Source organism: Eggerthella sp. BIOML-A1 (assembly GCF_009875595.1).
Lineage (GTDB): Bacteria > Actinomycetota > Coriobacteriia > Coriobacteriales > Eggerthellaceae > Eggerthella > Eggerthella lenta.
Map to the genome: position 1 here is coordinate 278,064 of NZ_WWRZ01000001.1, position 13,593 is coordinate 291,656.

Sequence of the window (13,593 nt, forward strand, 5' to 3'; positions counted from 1 at the left end):
AGCGATTACTTCCCTTCCTTCTTGTCGTCGTCCTCGACGACCTCGTAGTCGGCTTCGATGGTGTCATCGGCCGGGGTGGACTCGGCGGCAGCGGCCTGCGAAGCGGCGTCCGGGCCCTGCGTGGAGTACACGACCTCGGCCAGCTTGTAGCCCGCCTGCTGCATCTTCTCGGTCGCGGCCTTGATGGCGTCCATGTCGGAGCCCTCGAGCGCCTGCTTCGCCTCGGCGATGGCCTCCTCGGCGGCGGACTTCACGTCGGCCGGAGCCTTGTCGCCCACTTCCTGGAGCGTCTGCTCGGTGGCGTTCACCAACGCGTCGGCGTTGTTGCGAACCTCGATCTCTTCCTTGCGCTTAGCGTCTTCCTCGGCATGGGCCTCGGCATCCTTCACCATGCGCTCGACCTCGTCGTCGTTCAGCGCGGTGGAGCCGGAGATGGTGATCTGCTGCTGCTTGCCGGTGCCCAGGTCCTTCGCCGACACGTTCACGATACCGTTGGCGTCGATGTCGAAGGTGACCTCGATCTGCGGCACGCCGCGGCGCGCAGCCGGGATGCCGGTGAGCTGGAACTTGCCCAGCGTCTTGTTGTCGGAGGCCATCTGGCGCTCGCCCTGCAGCACGTGCACCTCGACCGACGTCTGGTTGTCGGACGCGGTGGAGTAGATCTCGGTCTTGCGGGTGGGGATGGTGGTGTTGCGCTCGATCATCTTCGTCATCACGCCGCCCATCGTCTCCACGCCCAGCGACAGCGGGGTCACGTCGAGCAGCAAGATGCCCTCGACGTCGCCGGCCAGCACGCCGCCCTGGACCGCCGCACCCATGGCCACGACCTCGTCCGGGTTCACGGACATGTTCGGCTCCTTGCCGGTGAGCTTCTTCACGAGGTCCTGCACGGCGGGCATACGGGTAGAGCCGCCCACGAGGATGACCTCGTCGATGTCGCCCGTCTTGAGGCCGGCGTCCTTGAGCGCCTGCTCAACGGGCTTCTTCACGCGGTCGAGCAGATCCTTCGTGATGCGCTCGAACTCGGCGCGCGTCAGCGTGTAGTCGAGGTGCTTCGGACCGGAGGCGTCGGCCGTGATGAAGGGCAGGTTGATGTTCGCCTGCGTGGTGGAGGACAGCTCCATCTTCGCCTTCTCGGCGGCTTCCTTCAGACGCTGCAGAGCCATCTTGTCCTGGCGCAGGTCGATGCCGTTCTCGGCCTGGAACTTGTCGGCCATCCAGTCGATGATGCGCTGGTCCCAGTCGTCGCCGCCCAGGTGGTTGTCGCCCGCGGTGGACGCAACCTCGAACACGCCGTCGCCCAGCTCCAGGATGGACACGTCGAACGTGCCGCCGCCCAGGTCGAAGACGAGGATCTTCTCATCCTTGTTGGTCTTGTCGAGGCCGTAGGCCAGCGCGGCGGCCGTGGGCTCGTTGATGATGCGGAGCACTTCGAGGCCCGCGATCTTGCCGGCGTCCTTCGTGGCCTGGCGCTGCGCGTCGTTGAAGTACGCGGGCACCGTGATGACGGCCTGCGTCACCGGGGAGCCCAGCTGCTTCTCGGCGTCGTTCTTCAGCTTCTGCAGTACCATGGCGGAGATTTCCTCCGGCGTGTAGTCCTTGCCGTCGATGTCGACCACCGCGCGGCCGTCCTTGCCCTTCTGCAGCTTGTAGCTGACGGTCTTGCGCTCTTCCGGCGTCTCGTCGTAGGAGCGGCCGATGAAGCGCTTCACGGACGACACGGTGTTCTCGGGGTTCGTGACGGCCTGGTTCTTCGCGGCCTTGCCCACGACGCGCTCGCCGTCCTTGCGGAAGCCCTCGACAGACGGAGTGGTGCGGTCGCCCTCGGCGTTCACGAGGATTTCGGGCTCGGAACCCTCCATGACGGCCATGGCGGAGTTCGTCGTGCCCAAGTCGATGCCAAGAATCTTGCTCATTATCTGCTTCCTCTCTGTTGGAGTTGTTACCTAAGTAAGTCGTTAGCAGTCGGTTTCTGTTTATGCGCCAAAGCACGCCCTGAGGGCGCACTCGGTGGACGAAGGGCGGCGGCTTGGAGATGCGATCCGCAAGCTCAACCTCGCTTCGACAAATTGGACTATATAATCTAAGTCTCATGCTGTCAAGTTAGTTACCAATTTGTCATATAAGTTTTGTTAACGTCCCAAACTATAGCTATCGAATGCCTATTGCGCTCCTCTCGCGCCGCACCGTTACGCCGCTTCCACGCACTTGTTTCCCGAACGCAAAGAACCCCCGCCTCATGAAAGAGACAGGGGTTCTCGTTGCGCTTGTCGAAAGCGAATCGAGCGGGAGGTTAGTCCTCGATGACCTCGGGGATCGCACCCATGGGGCACTCCTCGACGCAGTCGCCGCACGCGATGCAGGCGTCCTCGTTCACGACCTCAGCGACGCCGCCGACCACTTCGAGCACTTCCTGCGGGCAGGCATCGACGCAGATGCCGCAACCGATGCACTCATCGGCTTCGATAACCGGGTGAGACATAGTTAACTCCTTCTCGTCTAAAGCATTCCGACGGGATGCGTCGGGTCACTTCCCCAAAAACTTTATGCCCGCAAGATACCATTGTTGTCCGCAAATGCAAGAAGAAATGGCGAATTTCTCAGGGTGCGGCGGCAAATTCTCTATCGAAAGCGCCGCCGCTTTCATGCCCCGAAAGGCGCTATCGAAGGCCTTTGCGCATGTCAGCGCTCTCTTCCATACGCATGAGGGTGCTGCATGGAGAGCTTCTAGCAAATACGCGGCAATTGCTCGCCCACCAGCATGTCGAGGATGCGCGTGCCGCCGAACGCCGTGCGCAGGAACACCTTGGAGCCGCGCTCGGGACGGACGGCCGACACTTCGCCGATGATGGCCGCACCGGCGCCGTAGCGGTTCGCGCGCATGGCCGCGAGCGCCGCGTCGGCCTCCTCGGCCGCCACAACGCACACCATCTTGCCCTCGTTCGCCACCTGCAGCACGTCGTAGCCCAGCATCTCGCACGCGCCCCGCACGGCCGGCTTCACGGGGATGGCGTCTTCCTCCACCGTGATGTCCGTGTTCGACTGGGCAGCCAGCTCGTTCAGCGTGGAGGCCAGGCCGCCGCGCGTCGGGTCGCGGAAGCAGCGCGTGTTCGGCGCCGCCGCCAACACCTCGGCGATGAGGTGGTTGAGCGGGGCCGCGTCGCTTTCCAGGTCGGCCGAGAAGCTCAAGCTCTCGCGGCAGCTCATGATGGTGATGCCGTGATCGCCCAGCGTGCCGGTGACCAGCACTTTGTCGCCCGGCTTGCACTGCGCGCCACCCAGGTTCACGCCTTCGGGAATGGTGCCCACGCCGCTCGTGTTGATGTACACGCCGTCGCCGTGGCCGCGGTTCACTACCTTCGTGTCGCCGGTGACCAGATGCACGCCGGCCTCCTGCGCGCATTCCGCCATGGAGGCGCAGATGCGCTTGAGATCCTCGATGGGGAAGCCCTCCTCCAGCACGAAGCCGCAGCTGAGGTAGCGCGGCACGGCGCCGCTCGTGGCCACGTCGTTCACCGTGCCGCACACGGCGAGGCGTCCGATGTCGCCGCCCGGGAAGAAATGCGGCGTCACCACGAAGCTGTCGGTGGAGAACGCCAGCCGCTCGCCCGGAGCGGGCGCGGGCAGCACCGCCGCGTCGTCGCCGCGCAGCAGCTCGTCGCCGGCGTACGCGGCGAAGAACACATCGTCGATGATGCGCTTCATCATCGTCCCGCCGCTGCCGTGCCCCAGCATGACCGTGGTATCCATAAAGCTCCTTGCCCTTCTCATGAGTCGATGCGAACGAATGTTTCACGTGAAACACCGCCCGTCCTGCAAAGCCGACGAGGGTTTCCGCGGCGCCCGAGATCGCTCCGCTTCGCGGCCGCGCGCGCTTCGCGCGCAAGGGAAAGCGAACAAATGGCGAGACCGGGCGCCACGGGAAGCCGCAGCGTCGACCCGTTCCGATAGCCGGTAGGCCGCCGGAACCGTATACCTATATATGCTGCCCCGTCGTGGTGACCACGAGACGACCGTTCTTCACGCCCTTCGTGCCCAGGATGAGGTTCGCGATGTCCTGCACGAGACCCGTTTCGCCGCGCAGCACGATGACCTCAAGGCAATGGTGCGCGTCGAGATGCACGTGCATGGACGAGATGATGGATTCGAAGTAATCGTGCTGGATGGCGTGCAGCTTCTCCTGCAAGTCGCTGGCGTGATGGTCGAAGACGATGGTCAACGTGCCCACCACCTCCATGCCCGGCGTGGAGCACTCGTCCTCCACCAACGCGTCGCGCACGAGGTCGCGCACCACTTCGCTGCGGTTTTTCGCCAGCCCGCGACGCGCGACCAGCTGGTCGAAGCGAACGAGCAGCTCCTCGGGCATGGCCACCGAGAAGCGCATGAGATCGTTGCTCATACGTGCGGCGCCTACACGAGGTTGACGGTGACGTTCGCCGAAGCTTCGGCATCGTCCTCGAGGGCATCCTTGGCCTCGTCGAGCAGCGCGCGCACGTCGTCCAGCATGGCCTGGGCGGCATGCATCTTCTCGGAAACGGTGGCGAAGCCGGCGTCTCCCGCCATATGCCCCAGGTTGTGCGCCCAGCGACGCTCCAACTTGATATGGTCGTCGATCTGCTCGATCATCTGCTCGAATTGCCCTGTGTTGATTCCGTTCGTGCACATACGCACTCTCCTATCGTGATGCCGCCGCAGCGCCCATGCCGCGGCGGGCGTTTCTTGCTATCATTACGGTTATACGGCGAACCTATCTCGACCGCAAGGGATCGTGTGAAAAAATCTGCGAATGGTAACATGTACGAAGTGGCTCTCGACGAAGCGTGGGAGCTGTTCGCCGAGCACCTCGATGGGGCGCGGTCGGCGCTCGTGTGCGTAGCGAGCGGGAGCGGATCGAGCGAACGCAGCCGCGCGGCGCTGAACAGCGCGATGGCTTCGTTGGGATACGGAAGCGGCGCGTGCACGTTCGCCGCTGTGGAAGGGCTGGACGACCAGGCGCTGTTCCTGCTGGTGGAGGGGCTCGACCCGCTCTGTCTGATCGCGACCGATTCGACAGCGGCCGCCGCACTGGGACGCGCGTACCGCTGCGAGGTTCCCTTGGGGAAGCCCGGCCGCGCGTTCGGGCGCAGCGTGGTGGCATTCCGCGACTTCGACGCGATGCTCGACGACGGGCAAGACAAGCAGATCGCCTGGGCGCTGCTCAAGAAGCTGCCCCGCTTCGGAGAATAGGAAACGCCCCGAAAGCTCGATGCCCCGGGGCGTTCTGCGTACAAATGTTTCACGTGAAACATTCGCTTCGCTCTTCGTTTAGGACACGACCGCGCTTTCGGCGGCCTTCAGGAGGTCGTGGACCTCGTCCACCGTCTCGGCTTCGGCGTAGATGCGCACGAGCGGCTCGGTGCCGGAGGGGCGCATCATCACCCATGCGTCGCCTTCCAGGTAGAACTTCACGCCGTCGCGACGATCCACATCCACCACCCGCTTGCCGCAGATCTCGGCGGGCGCGTAGTTCGGCACGATCTCGGCGCGGAAGTTCGCCATCTGCTCGTCGGTGATGGTGAGGCCCTGGCGCTCGAACTCCAGCTTGCCCACCTTCTGGAACATATCGTCCACCAGCTGGCCCAGGCTCATGCCGCGCTGCGCCATCGTCTCGCACAGAAGCAGCGCCATCAGCAAGCCGTCGCGCTCCATGACGTGGCTGGGGATGCCGATGCCGCCGGACTCCTCGCCGCCCAGCATGACGTCGCCCTTCTCCATCTCGGCGTAGATCCACTTGAAGCCCACCGGCGTGCTGGTCAGCTCCAGGCCCAGGCGCTTGCACTGGCGCGCCAGCATGGCCGACGCGGTGATGGTGGACACGACGCGACCGGTGAGGCCCTTGTCCTCGGCGAGGTGCGAGGTAAGCAGCGTGATGATGCGATGCGGGTTCACGAAGTTGCCGTGCTCGTCCACCGCGCCGATGCGGTCGGCGTCGCCGTCGTTGATGAAGCCGGCGTCAAAGCCCAGCTCGGGAACCTTCGCGATGCAGCGGTCGACCCAGGGCGGAATGGGCTCGGGGTGCAGACCGTCGAACGTCGGGTCCTCGGCGTTGTTGATCTCGCACACTTCCACGCCCAGGTCGCGCAGCAGCTCGGCCAGATAGATGCGGCCGGCGCCGTACAGCGGGTCCACCACCACGCGCAGGTTGGCGTTGCGGATGGCCTCGACGTCCACGCGCTCCTTCAAGGTGGCGAGGTACGGGGTCATGAGGTCGACCGTTTCGAACGCACCGCGCGCGTCGGTGGGCGCGTCGGAGAACGCGGCCTCCACGCGGTCGGTGAACTCCTTGCCCGCCGCGCCGCCGTCGCTCATGCGCAGCTTCACGCCCAGGTACTCAGCCGGGTTGTGGCTGCTGGTCAGCATGATGCCGCCCACCGCGTCGGCGTTCTGCGCCACCGACCAGCACAGCGTGGGCGTGGGGCAGTAGTCCTGCGTCAGCAGCACGCGGAAGCTCTGCGCCGCCGCGACCTCGGCCGCCAGCTGCGCGTAAGCGTGCGCATCCTGTCGGCAATCGTGACCGACGATGAGGGTGCCGGGCGCGTCGGCCGGACGGCCGGCTGCAACCGCGTCCTCCTTGAACACGCGCGCAGCCGCGTCGATGACGCGCACGAGGTTGTCGTTGGTGAAGTCCTCGCCGATGATGGCTCGCCATCCATCGGTTCCGAAATGAATTTCTGCCACGGAGCTTCCTTTCTCAAAGCCTGTTGCTCACCAGTATAGTCAATCGGCCGAGCAAGGCGCGGTTTCGTCGCAAAATAGACAGGGGAACGGATGTTTCACGTGAAACACTCGCCCGAACACGAAATGCATGTAAAGCCTCCCCGAACAAAACCCGTGCCGTCCTGATACGACGACGAGCACATACAGCACGGACGACCTGCACAGCAACGGACGACCCATCCGCCTCTATTTTCCTTCGCCAAATGCGATGCCGGTCATCCGACGAGGCCTCCGATGGCAAAAAAGCATCGAATTCGGAAGCCCGGAGTCGTGCCTTACACGCGCCGACGTCACGCCGAAAACGCTCGCCGCACAGAGCACCAGGTTACAGGCGAGACCCCTTTCGCCTTCGCGCGAAAAGTTTGCCCGAAAGACGGGATGATTTCCGAATTCGGTTGCTTTTTGCCATTTCGAGCGAGCAGGCTGACTAAGGCGCCCGCAAAGGAAGGCAATCCCGAGCATGATGCGCCAAGCAAGGAACCGAAACTGTTGTTTCGCATGCAGAAACCGAGGAAGGCATGCTCCGAGGGCGAGGGGCGGACCGAGAGGCGAAGGAGAAGGCGCACAGGCGCAACGGGCGCACGTCGCGCAAAATGACTCCGAAAGCAGCACAGGCCGCGGGGGGAAGCGGCCTGTGCTTGGACGAGTGAAACGAGGAGAACCGTTGGAGTCGGTGTGTCCACGAGTCATACTTTACGACGTTTATTATCCTGTGTCAAGAATAATATTCCTGCCTTTTCCGAATGTTTCACGTAAAACATTCGTGCGGCTTCCCGCGGCGCCGCACGGGGCCCCGCGCGAGCCCGTGCGGCCTTGCCGCCGAGCGGAACGCGGGCCATGTGCCTTTTGCTGAATTTGCGCGCGATCTGTTCCACCTGCTACTATGGCAACAGTCAGTACCGAGAGGAGCTTCAATGGCGAACAAGAGCTTGGCCAAGGATCATGCCGATATCTGCGTGCTCGTAACGGGCGGAGCCGGGTTCATCGGAAGTCACACCTGCGTCGAATTGCTGGATCAGGGCTACCACGTGGTCGTTGTGGACGACCTGAGCAACTCGAGCGAGCTCGCGCTTGACCGGGTGCGACAGATCACCGGCCTGGCGGCAAACGACGACCGCCTGAAATTCTACGAGGCGAACATCCTCGATCGCGCGGCGCTCGACCGCGTCTTCTCCGAGAACGACGTGGACGCCATCATCCACTTCGCCGGCTTCAAGGCCGTGGGCGAAAGCGTGCAGAAGCCGCTGGAATACTACTGGAATAACTTCGCGGGCACGCTGGCCCTGTGCGACGTGGCCCGCGCGCACGGCGTGAAGAACCTCGTGTTCTCGTCGAGCGCCACGGTGTACGGCGAGCCGGAGTTCATCCCCATCACCGAGGATTGCCCGAAGCACGACGCCACGAATCCCTACGGCTGGACGAAGTCCATGCTGGAGCAGGTGCTGACCGACCTGTACGTGGGCGACGACGAATGGAACGTTGTGCTGCTGCGCTATTTCAACCCCATCGGCGCGCACGAGAGCGGCCTGATCGGCGAGGATCCCAAGGGCATCCCCAACAACCTGCTGCCCTACGTTGCGCAGGTGGCCGTAGGCAAGCTGGAAAGCGTCGGCGTGTTCGGCGACGACTATCCCACGCACGACGGCACCGGCGTGCGCGACTACATCCACGTGGTGGACCTTGCGCGCGGCCACGTGGCGGCGCTCGACTGGATGGGCGGCAAAGTGGGCACCGGCGAAGCGAAAACGGCCGGCACCATGGCGGGCGAACCGGCAGCGGACGGCACGCGTCGCGGCGTGGGCATTTTCAATCTGGGAACCGGCACGGGCTCCAGCGTGCTGGACGTGGTACATTCCTTCGAGCGCGCCTGCGGACGCGAGCTGCCCTACCAGATCAAGCCGCGTCGCGCGGGCGACGTAGCTGTAAACTACGCGGCCTGCGACAAAGCGCGCGACGAGCTGGGCTGGGTCGCGCAGTACGACCTCGACCGCATGTGCGCCGACGGATGGCGCTGGCAGTCGCAGAACCCGGACGGCTACGCGACCGCTCGGGCCTAGACCGAATCCTCGACGCGGCCCTCGTTCTTCTCGTCGTACATGGCCCGATCGGCCGCGTCGAACAGCTCCTGATAGGTAGCGCCATCCTGAGGATAGCGCGCCACCCCGACGCTCAAAGCGATGGGCACCCCCAACGAGCGCGAGGCTTCTGCGATCAACGAACTCAGAGCCTCGCGCTTCGCTTCGATAACCGCATCGTCGTTTGCGCCCACGAGGAACGCCACGAACTCGTCGCCGCCGACGCGCCCCACCGGATCGCGATGACGGAACACGTCGAGCAACGAACGCGCCACCTCTTCCAGAACCCGGTCGCCCATGCTGTGACCGTATTCGTCGTTGACCTGCTTGAATCGATCCATGTCGATCACGAACAGCAAGCCCCTGCCCGTCTCGGGCAGCAATGCCGCCATCTTCTCCTGGAACGCCATCTTGTTGAACGTCTTCGTCAGCCCGTCCATTTGCGACTTGCGCGTGAGCAGCTCTTCGGTTTCGCGCTGTTTCGTGATGTCGACGATCTTTCCCACGGCCATGTACGGCTGGGAACCTTCGTACAGATACCGGCACGTGAACGAGAACCAACGATATTCGCCCGACAACACGCGTGCGCGACAGGTGATGGTGCGCAGCTCGTTCGGCGGCGCAGGGTTTTCGAACGCCATCCGGACACGCTTGTAATCATCTTCCAGGAAATCGATGAGAGGAATGCCTTTGGCCAGGTAGCCTTCGGCTGAAAGGGAGCTGAGGGAGAACATCCCGCGCGCATTCGGCGTCAGCTCAAGCGTGTCGCGCGGATAAGAATACTCGAACAGCACCGTGTCGGAAAATTCAGCGAGGACCTCGTAACGCTCCGCTCTGCGACGCGCCCTTTTGCGGATGCGGCCAACCACCAGCGCCACGGCAAGGCATGCCGCCGCGCTGATGACGATAAGCAGCGCAGCCGTGTACACCGTCAAACGCAGAATGCTCTCCGAATGCTCGACCAACGAACTTTCCTGCGTGAAGTTCACGATAGTCCAATCGTTCACATCGAGGCGAATAGACGTGAGAAAGGTCATGTAGCCGTTCTGCTTGCCCAACATGACCGTTGCCACATCTCGCTCGTTCTCGATGCTGGCACGTACATCGGCGATCTGATCGGAAGACACGCCCCTTCCCTCAAGCACCTGGTACAGGGTGGATCCCTCATAACCTTCGAATTCCTTCGACACGGGAACGACGGTTCCGTCCTCTTTGATCAGCAGCGTGCCGAGCAGCGTAACCTGCGAGCTCGCCTGGCTCGTATCCAGAAGCTTCTCCGCTTTCACGATGCTGCGCAGCACGCCGACCACGCGCCCGTCGCGATTGACGGGCTTGGCTATGCTGAAGTAGTAGCCGTTCAGGCGGTTCGACTTGCGCACGTCGGACACCACCGTCTCGCCTGCGTACAGATGCCGAAGCGTTTCCTCGTCTCGCTCGTTGCGATTGCTCGCAACGCCCTGCTCCAGCTCCTCGATTGGAGTATAGGTAACCTGGAACGACCCCTGCTGGTTCCATTCCTCCAGATACGCAGCGAACGTCGAGCCGGAAGGATCGATGTCCGGGGACTCGGCCAACACGCACATGGTGGAGATGACGGAGCTCACCTCGCTGATGAACGACTCGACTTCCACCTTTTGCGCAGCCGTGTAGTCGTCCATGCTGACGCTGGCTAAATCGTAGAATTCGTCGCTGAGCTCGTTGGAGTAGACGCGGAAGATCGCGAACATCACGAGGCAAACCGCGATGATGGAGACGATCACCCCTATCACGGTGCGCAAAGAGCTGGCAGGGCCGACGCCCTTGTTCTCTTTCGCATGTTCGTGATTGTGTACGTCGCTCATGTCTTTGCGAGCCCCATCCGTCTTTGCAACCGGTGATCACCAGTATCCCGCAGAGGGTACGAAAACTCAACAGGAGAGCCGAAGCTCAACCTACCGGTTGAGGAGCCGATTAAAAAGCGGCATCGATCGAAGCCGATGCCGCTTGCGCAGTTCGAGAATCCCAACGAGACGCCGGCTAAGCAGCGGATGCCGTCCCGTCGTAGGCGCCCGGATCGGTATAGCCGGGGTCGTATCCGCCTGCACCGTCGGTACCGCCCGCACCGCCAGCAATAGTTCCATTGTCGTACCCGCCGGTTCCACCCGCTCCGCCGGTGTTGTCAACGTAACCGTTGTCAACGTAACCGTTATCAACATAGCCGCCGTTGTTAGCCCCTCCGGTTCCCGATGCATCGGTGTAGCCCGGATCGTAATAATTGGTGTTTCCTGCGCCGTTGCCGGCGCCCGAACCAGTGCTGCCGTAACCGTTGCCGTACGTGCTGGCACCGCCTGTGGTGTCGCCCGGATCAACGTATCCTGACGAGACAACCGAGCTCGGATCCTCTCCAGCCTCAACCAGCTTCATCATCTCCTTCGTCGCCACGGGATCGTTGATGACGTACGATACGTCGCCGATCATCGCCGTGGTAGAAGGAACCATCGCAGAGTAGATGGTAAGATCGCCGTCATCTTGGAACTGCTGGGCCAACGCGGCGATATCGCCCACCGCAAGATCCGTGGTCACGCAGTTGGCCGCTGCTTGAACCGCACCCAAAAGCTCGGCGGTGTTCAGTGCCAGCACCTTGTTGACGATGGCCATGATCAGCTTGCGCTGGTTCGCCGTGCGCGTGAAGTCTCCGTCGGGATACGCGCGGCTGCGCGCGAACACCAGCGCTTGGTTGCCGTCGAGGTGCTGCTCGCCTTCCTCGATGATGACGCGCGGCCACTCGGGATGAGCCGTGGTACCGTCTGCGTCGGGATCATCGACGCGCTCGGTCACTTCGACGTCCACGCCGCCGACTGCGTCGACCAATTCCTTCAACTTGCCGAAGTTCACTTCCGCGTAGTGCGATATCTCGATGCCCAGCAGCTGATTCGCTTCGCGGATGGTTCCGGCAGCGCCGCCGTAAGCGTAAGCGGCGTTGAACTTGTTCGTCCCGTAGCCGTCGATGTCGATCTTCGTATCGCGGGGGATGGATACCATCGTGGCCTGGTTCTTTGCAGGATCGATGCGCACCACGATGTTCGTGTCGGAACGATGCATGTCCTCGGTGCTGTCCTCGGCCTCGTCGGTGCCGATGAGGATCATGTAGAAGGGCTCGGTGAAGGTCATGTCCTTTTCAGGCTTGAGCGCATCGTTGATGGCCATGATCTCTTCGTCAGACTTGTTTCCCTTGATCAGCTTCTCGTTGACGGAGTTCTTCCACAAGGCGAACGCCGAACCGCCCCCCACGGCCACCACGAGAATCGCGATGATCACGCCGAGGGCTATCTTCTTGCCGCGCCCGGCTTTCTTGCGGGCTGCCGAGTAGCTTGGATTGTTGCGCGAATATTGACTTGCCGCAGTCTGCCGGGCGTACGCGCCGTTCGCGCCGGAACCTTGGCTGCCGGGCGTGTAGGCCGCACGGTACGAAGAGCCATCGCCATACGCATCGCGGGAGAAAGCGCTTGCCTGGCTGTACGGGGCGATGCGACCCGACTGCGCGGCCTTGGCAGACCGCACGGCGCGAGCAGACTGAGGAGCCCGCGATGAGCGCGCTTCTTTACGGTTCGTTCGAGAGTTTCTTGACGCCATATGGTCTCCTCATCGACTCCGAACACGTCTGCCAAAGCAGGCACCGTACGTCGCGTACCCCTCGCGACACAGCGCTTCGATTGTCGAAGCCTTCATTTTCTCATACCTACGAGAACCCGCTTTCGCCGGCGATTACACCATTTCCGCAACATAACCCGAGGTCGACGCGCATAGATTCTCACGTATGGCAGATATTGTAGCATCGTTGACCTACCATCATAAAATAGGCATGGGCTGGGTACAAACCGCACATTTTCTAAAAATGAACCGAAACGTATTCATGCGGTTACAGCCTTCTGCTCGCACGCCGGTACTCTAGTGGACATGCAAGCCGAGCACGAACATAGTCCGCTGAATGATGACGAGCCTGATCAGAGCAGGTTCTCTCCCGTGCTTGGCGAGAACGTCAGACGCATGCGCTCGTACAGCAACATCACGAAAACGCGCCTCGCGCTCATGGTGAGCATAGGTCGCCCGCTGCTCAATAGGATAGAGGACGGCACGGCGGACGTACGGCTATCCGTCGTCACGAAACTGGCGGATTCCCTTGCCACGACACCGAGCTTCCTGCTGGCGAAGCACAGCGATGAGGACATCCGCCACGAAATCGCCCATCGGAAAGCAAGCTCCCCCGTCGCTGCGGTGCGACACGCGCGCTTTTACTAAGAGCGGGCATCTCTTTTTCGCAGCACCGCGTACGCGATCCCGGAACCCAGCGCGCTGCCCGCAGTATCCACCATCCAATCCACCGGGTCGCACATGCGCTCGGGCACGAACAGTTGATGAACCTCGTCGCTCACCCCGTACAAGCTGGCACAGGCGATGGCGATGAGGCACGCACGACGCAGCGGCATGTGGCAGCGCAGCGCGTTGGCCAGAAGCGCGCCGAACATCGTGTACTCGCAGAAGTGCGCGATGGACGACAGCGCGTCCACCCCAGGCCCCAGCAGCTGCTCCTGCACGGCCTGCATTGCCCGGTAGATGCTGGAGAAGATGCCGAGCCCCGTGTTGAGACCCGTGCCGGTGTTCGAAGACATGAAGAAGATGAGGAACGCCCACGCCGCCACGAGAGCCCAGCTGACGATGACGAACCGTTTCGACGGGCGGGGCTGATTGGAGAGGGTCGACGGCTGATGCTCCATAATGCCCG

12 protein-coding genes are annotated in these 13,593 nt (G+C 62.7%); 3 read left to right on the plus strand and 9 right to left on the minus strand.

The window, feature by feature from the left end:
• Positions 1-5 precede the first annotated feature (5 nt).
• The 5 genes from dnaK to GT590_RS01200 form a co-directional block, all read right to left on the minus strand.
• Positions 6-1,916, minus strand: coding sequence for a molecular chaperone DnaK (gene dnaK / locus GT590_RS01180; RefSeq protein ID WP_035584576.1), 1,911 nt, complete (start codon positions 1,914-1,916; stop codon positions 6-8).
• A 377-nt stretch (positions 1,917-2,293) separates the two neighbouring features.
• Positions 2,294-2,482, minus strand: coding sequence for a 4Fe-4S binding protein (locus GT590_RS01185; protein WP_009305423.1), 189 nt, complete (start codon positions 2,480-2,482; stop codon positions 2,294-2,296).
• 245 nt (positions 2,483-2,727) lie between these two features.
• Positions 2,728-3,750, minus strand: coding sequence for a hydrogenase expression/formation protein HypE (gene hypE / locus GT590_RS01190; RefSeq protein WP_086414156.1), 1,023 nt, complete (start codon positions 3,748-3,750; stop codon positions 2,728-2,730).
• Positions 3,751-3,976: 226 nt separating this feature from the next.
• On the minus strand, positions 3,977-4,399 hold the full coding sequence (gene nikR, locus GT590_RS01195; RefSeq protein WP_009305425.1) for a nickel-responsive transcriptional regulator NikR: 423 nt from the start codon (positions 4,397-4,399) through the stop codon (positions 3,977-3,979).
• Between the two features lie 11 nt (positions 4,400-4,410).
• Complete coding sequence (locus tag GT590_RS01200; RefSeq protein WP_009305426.1) at positions 4,411-4,665, minus strand: hypothetical protein; 255 nt, start codon at positions 4,663-4,665, stop codon at positions 4,411-4,413.
• Positions 4,666-4,770: 105 nt separating this feature from the next.
• On the opposite strand from GT590_RS01200, the gene GT590_RS01205 reads away from it, so the two are divergent.
• Positions 4,771-5,226 carry a hypothetical protein gene (locus GT590_RS01205; RefSeq protein WP_114538362.1) on the plus strand — a complete coding sequence of 152 codons (456 nt, stop codon included), beginning with the start codon at positions 4,771-4,773 and terminating at the stop codon, positions 5,224-5,226.
• Between the two features lie 78 nt (positions 5,227-5,304).
• Here GT590_RS01205 and GT590_RS01210 read toward each other — a convergent pair whose 3' ends face one another.
• Positions 5,305-6,717, minus strand: a complete 1,413-nt coding sequence (locus GT590_RS01210) for a phosphoglucosamine mutase (RefSeq protein ID WP_161170797.1) — start codon at positions 6,715-6,717, stop codon at positions 5,305-5,307.
• A gap of 989 nt (positions 6,718-7,706) precedes the next feature.
• Between GT590_RS01210 and galE the strand changes: the two genes are divergently transcribed.
• Positions 7,707-8,813: a UDP-glucose 4-epimerase GalE gene (gene galE / locus GT590_RS01215; RefSeq protein ID WP_347496711.1), complete on the plus strand. Its 1,107-nt coding sequence runs from the start codon at positions 7,707-7,709 to the stop codon at positions 8,811-8,813.
• Here galE and GT590_RS01220 read toward each other — a convergent pair.
• Both GT590_RS01220 and GT590_RS01225 read right to left on the minus strand, forming a co-directional pair.
• On the minus strand, positions 8,810-10,672 hold the full coding sequence (locus GT590_RS01220; RefSeq protein ID WP_161170798.1) for a GGDEF domain-containing protein: 1,863 nt from the start codon (positions 10,670-10,672) through the stop codon (positions 8,810-8,812). The genes galE and GT590_RS01220 overlap by 4 nt on opposite strands.
• Positions 10,673-10,847: 175 nt before the next feature.
• Complete coding sequence (locus GT590_RS01225) at positions 10,848-12,443, minus strand: LCP family protein (protein WP_015761530.1); 1,596 nt, start codon at positions 12,441-12,443, stop codon at positions 10,848-10,850.
• 390 nt (positions 12,444-12,833) lie between these two features.
• Here GT590_RS01225 and GT590_RS01230 point away from each other — a divergent pair, with 390 nt between their 5' ends.
• Positions 12,834-13,109, plus strand: a complete 276-nt coding sequence (locus GT590_RS01230) for a helix-turn-helix domain-containing protein (protein ID WP_009305432.1) — start codon at positions 12,834-12,836, stop codon at positions 13,107-13,109.
• Here GT590_RS01230 and GT590_RS01235 read toward each other — a convergent pair.
• Positions 13,106-13,585 carry a VanZ family protein gene (locus tag GT590_RS01235; protein ID WP_009305433.1) on the minus strand — a complete coding sequence of 160 codons (480 nt, stop codon included), beginning with the start codon at positions 13,583-13,585 and terminating at the stop codon, positions 13,106-13,108. The genes GT590_RS01230 and GT590_RS01235 overlap by 4 nt on opposite strands.
• Positions 13,586-13,593: the final 8 nt, after the last annotated feature.

Bases quoted from the DNA above. Each gene is read 5' to 3' on its own strand.
- dnaK (WP_035584576.1), bottom strand. From the start codon at position 1,916: ATGAGCAAGATTCTTGGCATCGACTTGGGCACGACGAACTCCGCCATG.
- GT590_RS01185 (WP_009305423.1), bottom strand. From the start codon at position 2,482: ATGTCTCACCCGGTTATCGAAGCCGATGAGTGCATCGGTTGCGGCATC.
- hypE (WP_086414156.1), bottom strand. From the start codon at position 3,750: ATGGATACCACGGTCATGCTGGGGCACGGCAGCGGCGGGACGATGATG.
- nikR (WP_009305425.1), bottom strand. From the start codon at position 4,399: ATGAGCAACGATCTCATGCGCTTCTCGGTGGCCATGCCCGAGGAGCTG.
- GT590_RS01200 (WP_009305426.1), bottom strand. From the start codon at position 4,665: ATGTGCACGAACGGAATCAACACAGGGCAATTCGAGCAGATGATCGAG.
- GT590_RS01220 (WP_161170798.1), bottom strand. From the start codon at position 10,672: ATGAGCGACGTACACAATCACGAACATGCGAAAGAGAACAAGGGCGTC.
- GT590_RS01225 (WP_015761530.1), bottom strand. From the start codon at position 12,443: ATGGCGTCAAGAAACTCTCGAACGAACCGTAAAGAAGCGCGCTCATCG.
- GT590_RS01235 (WP_009305433.1), bottom strand. From the start codon at position 13,585: ATGGAGCATCAGCCGTCGACCCTCTCCAATCAGCCCCGCCCGTCGAAA.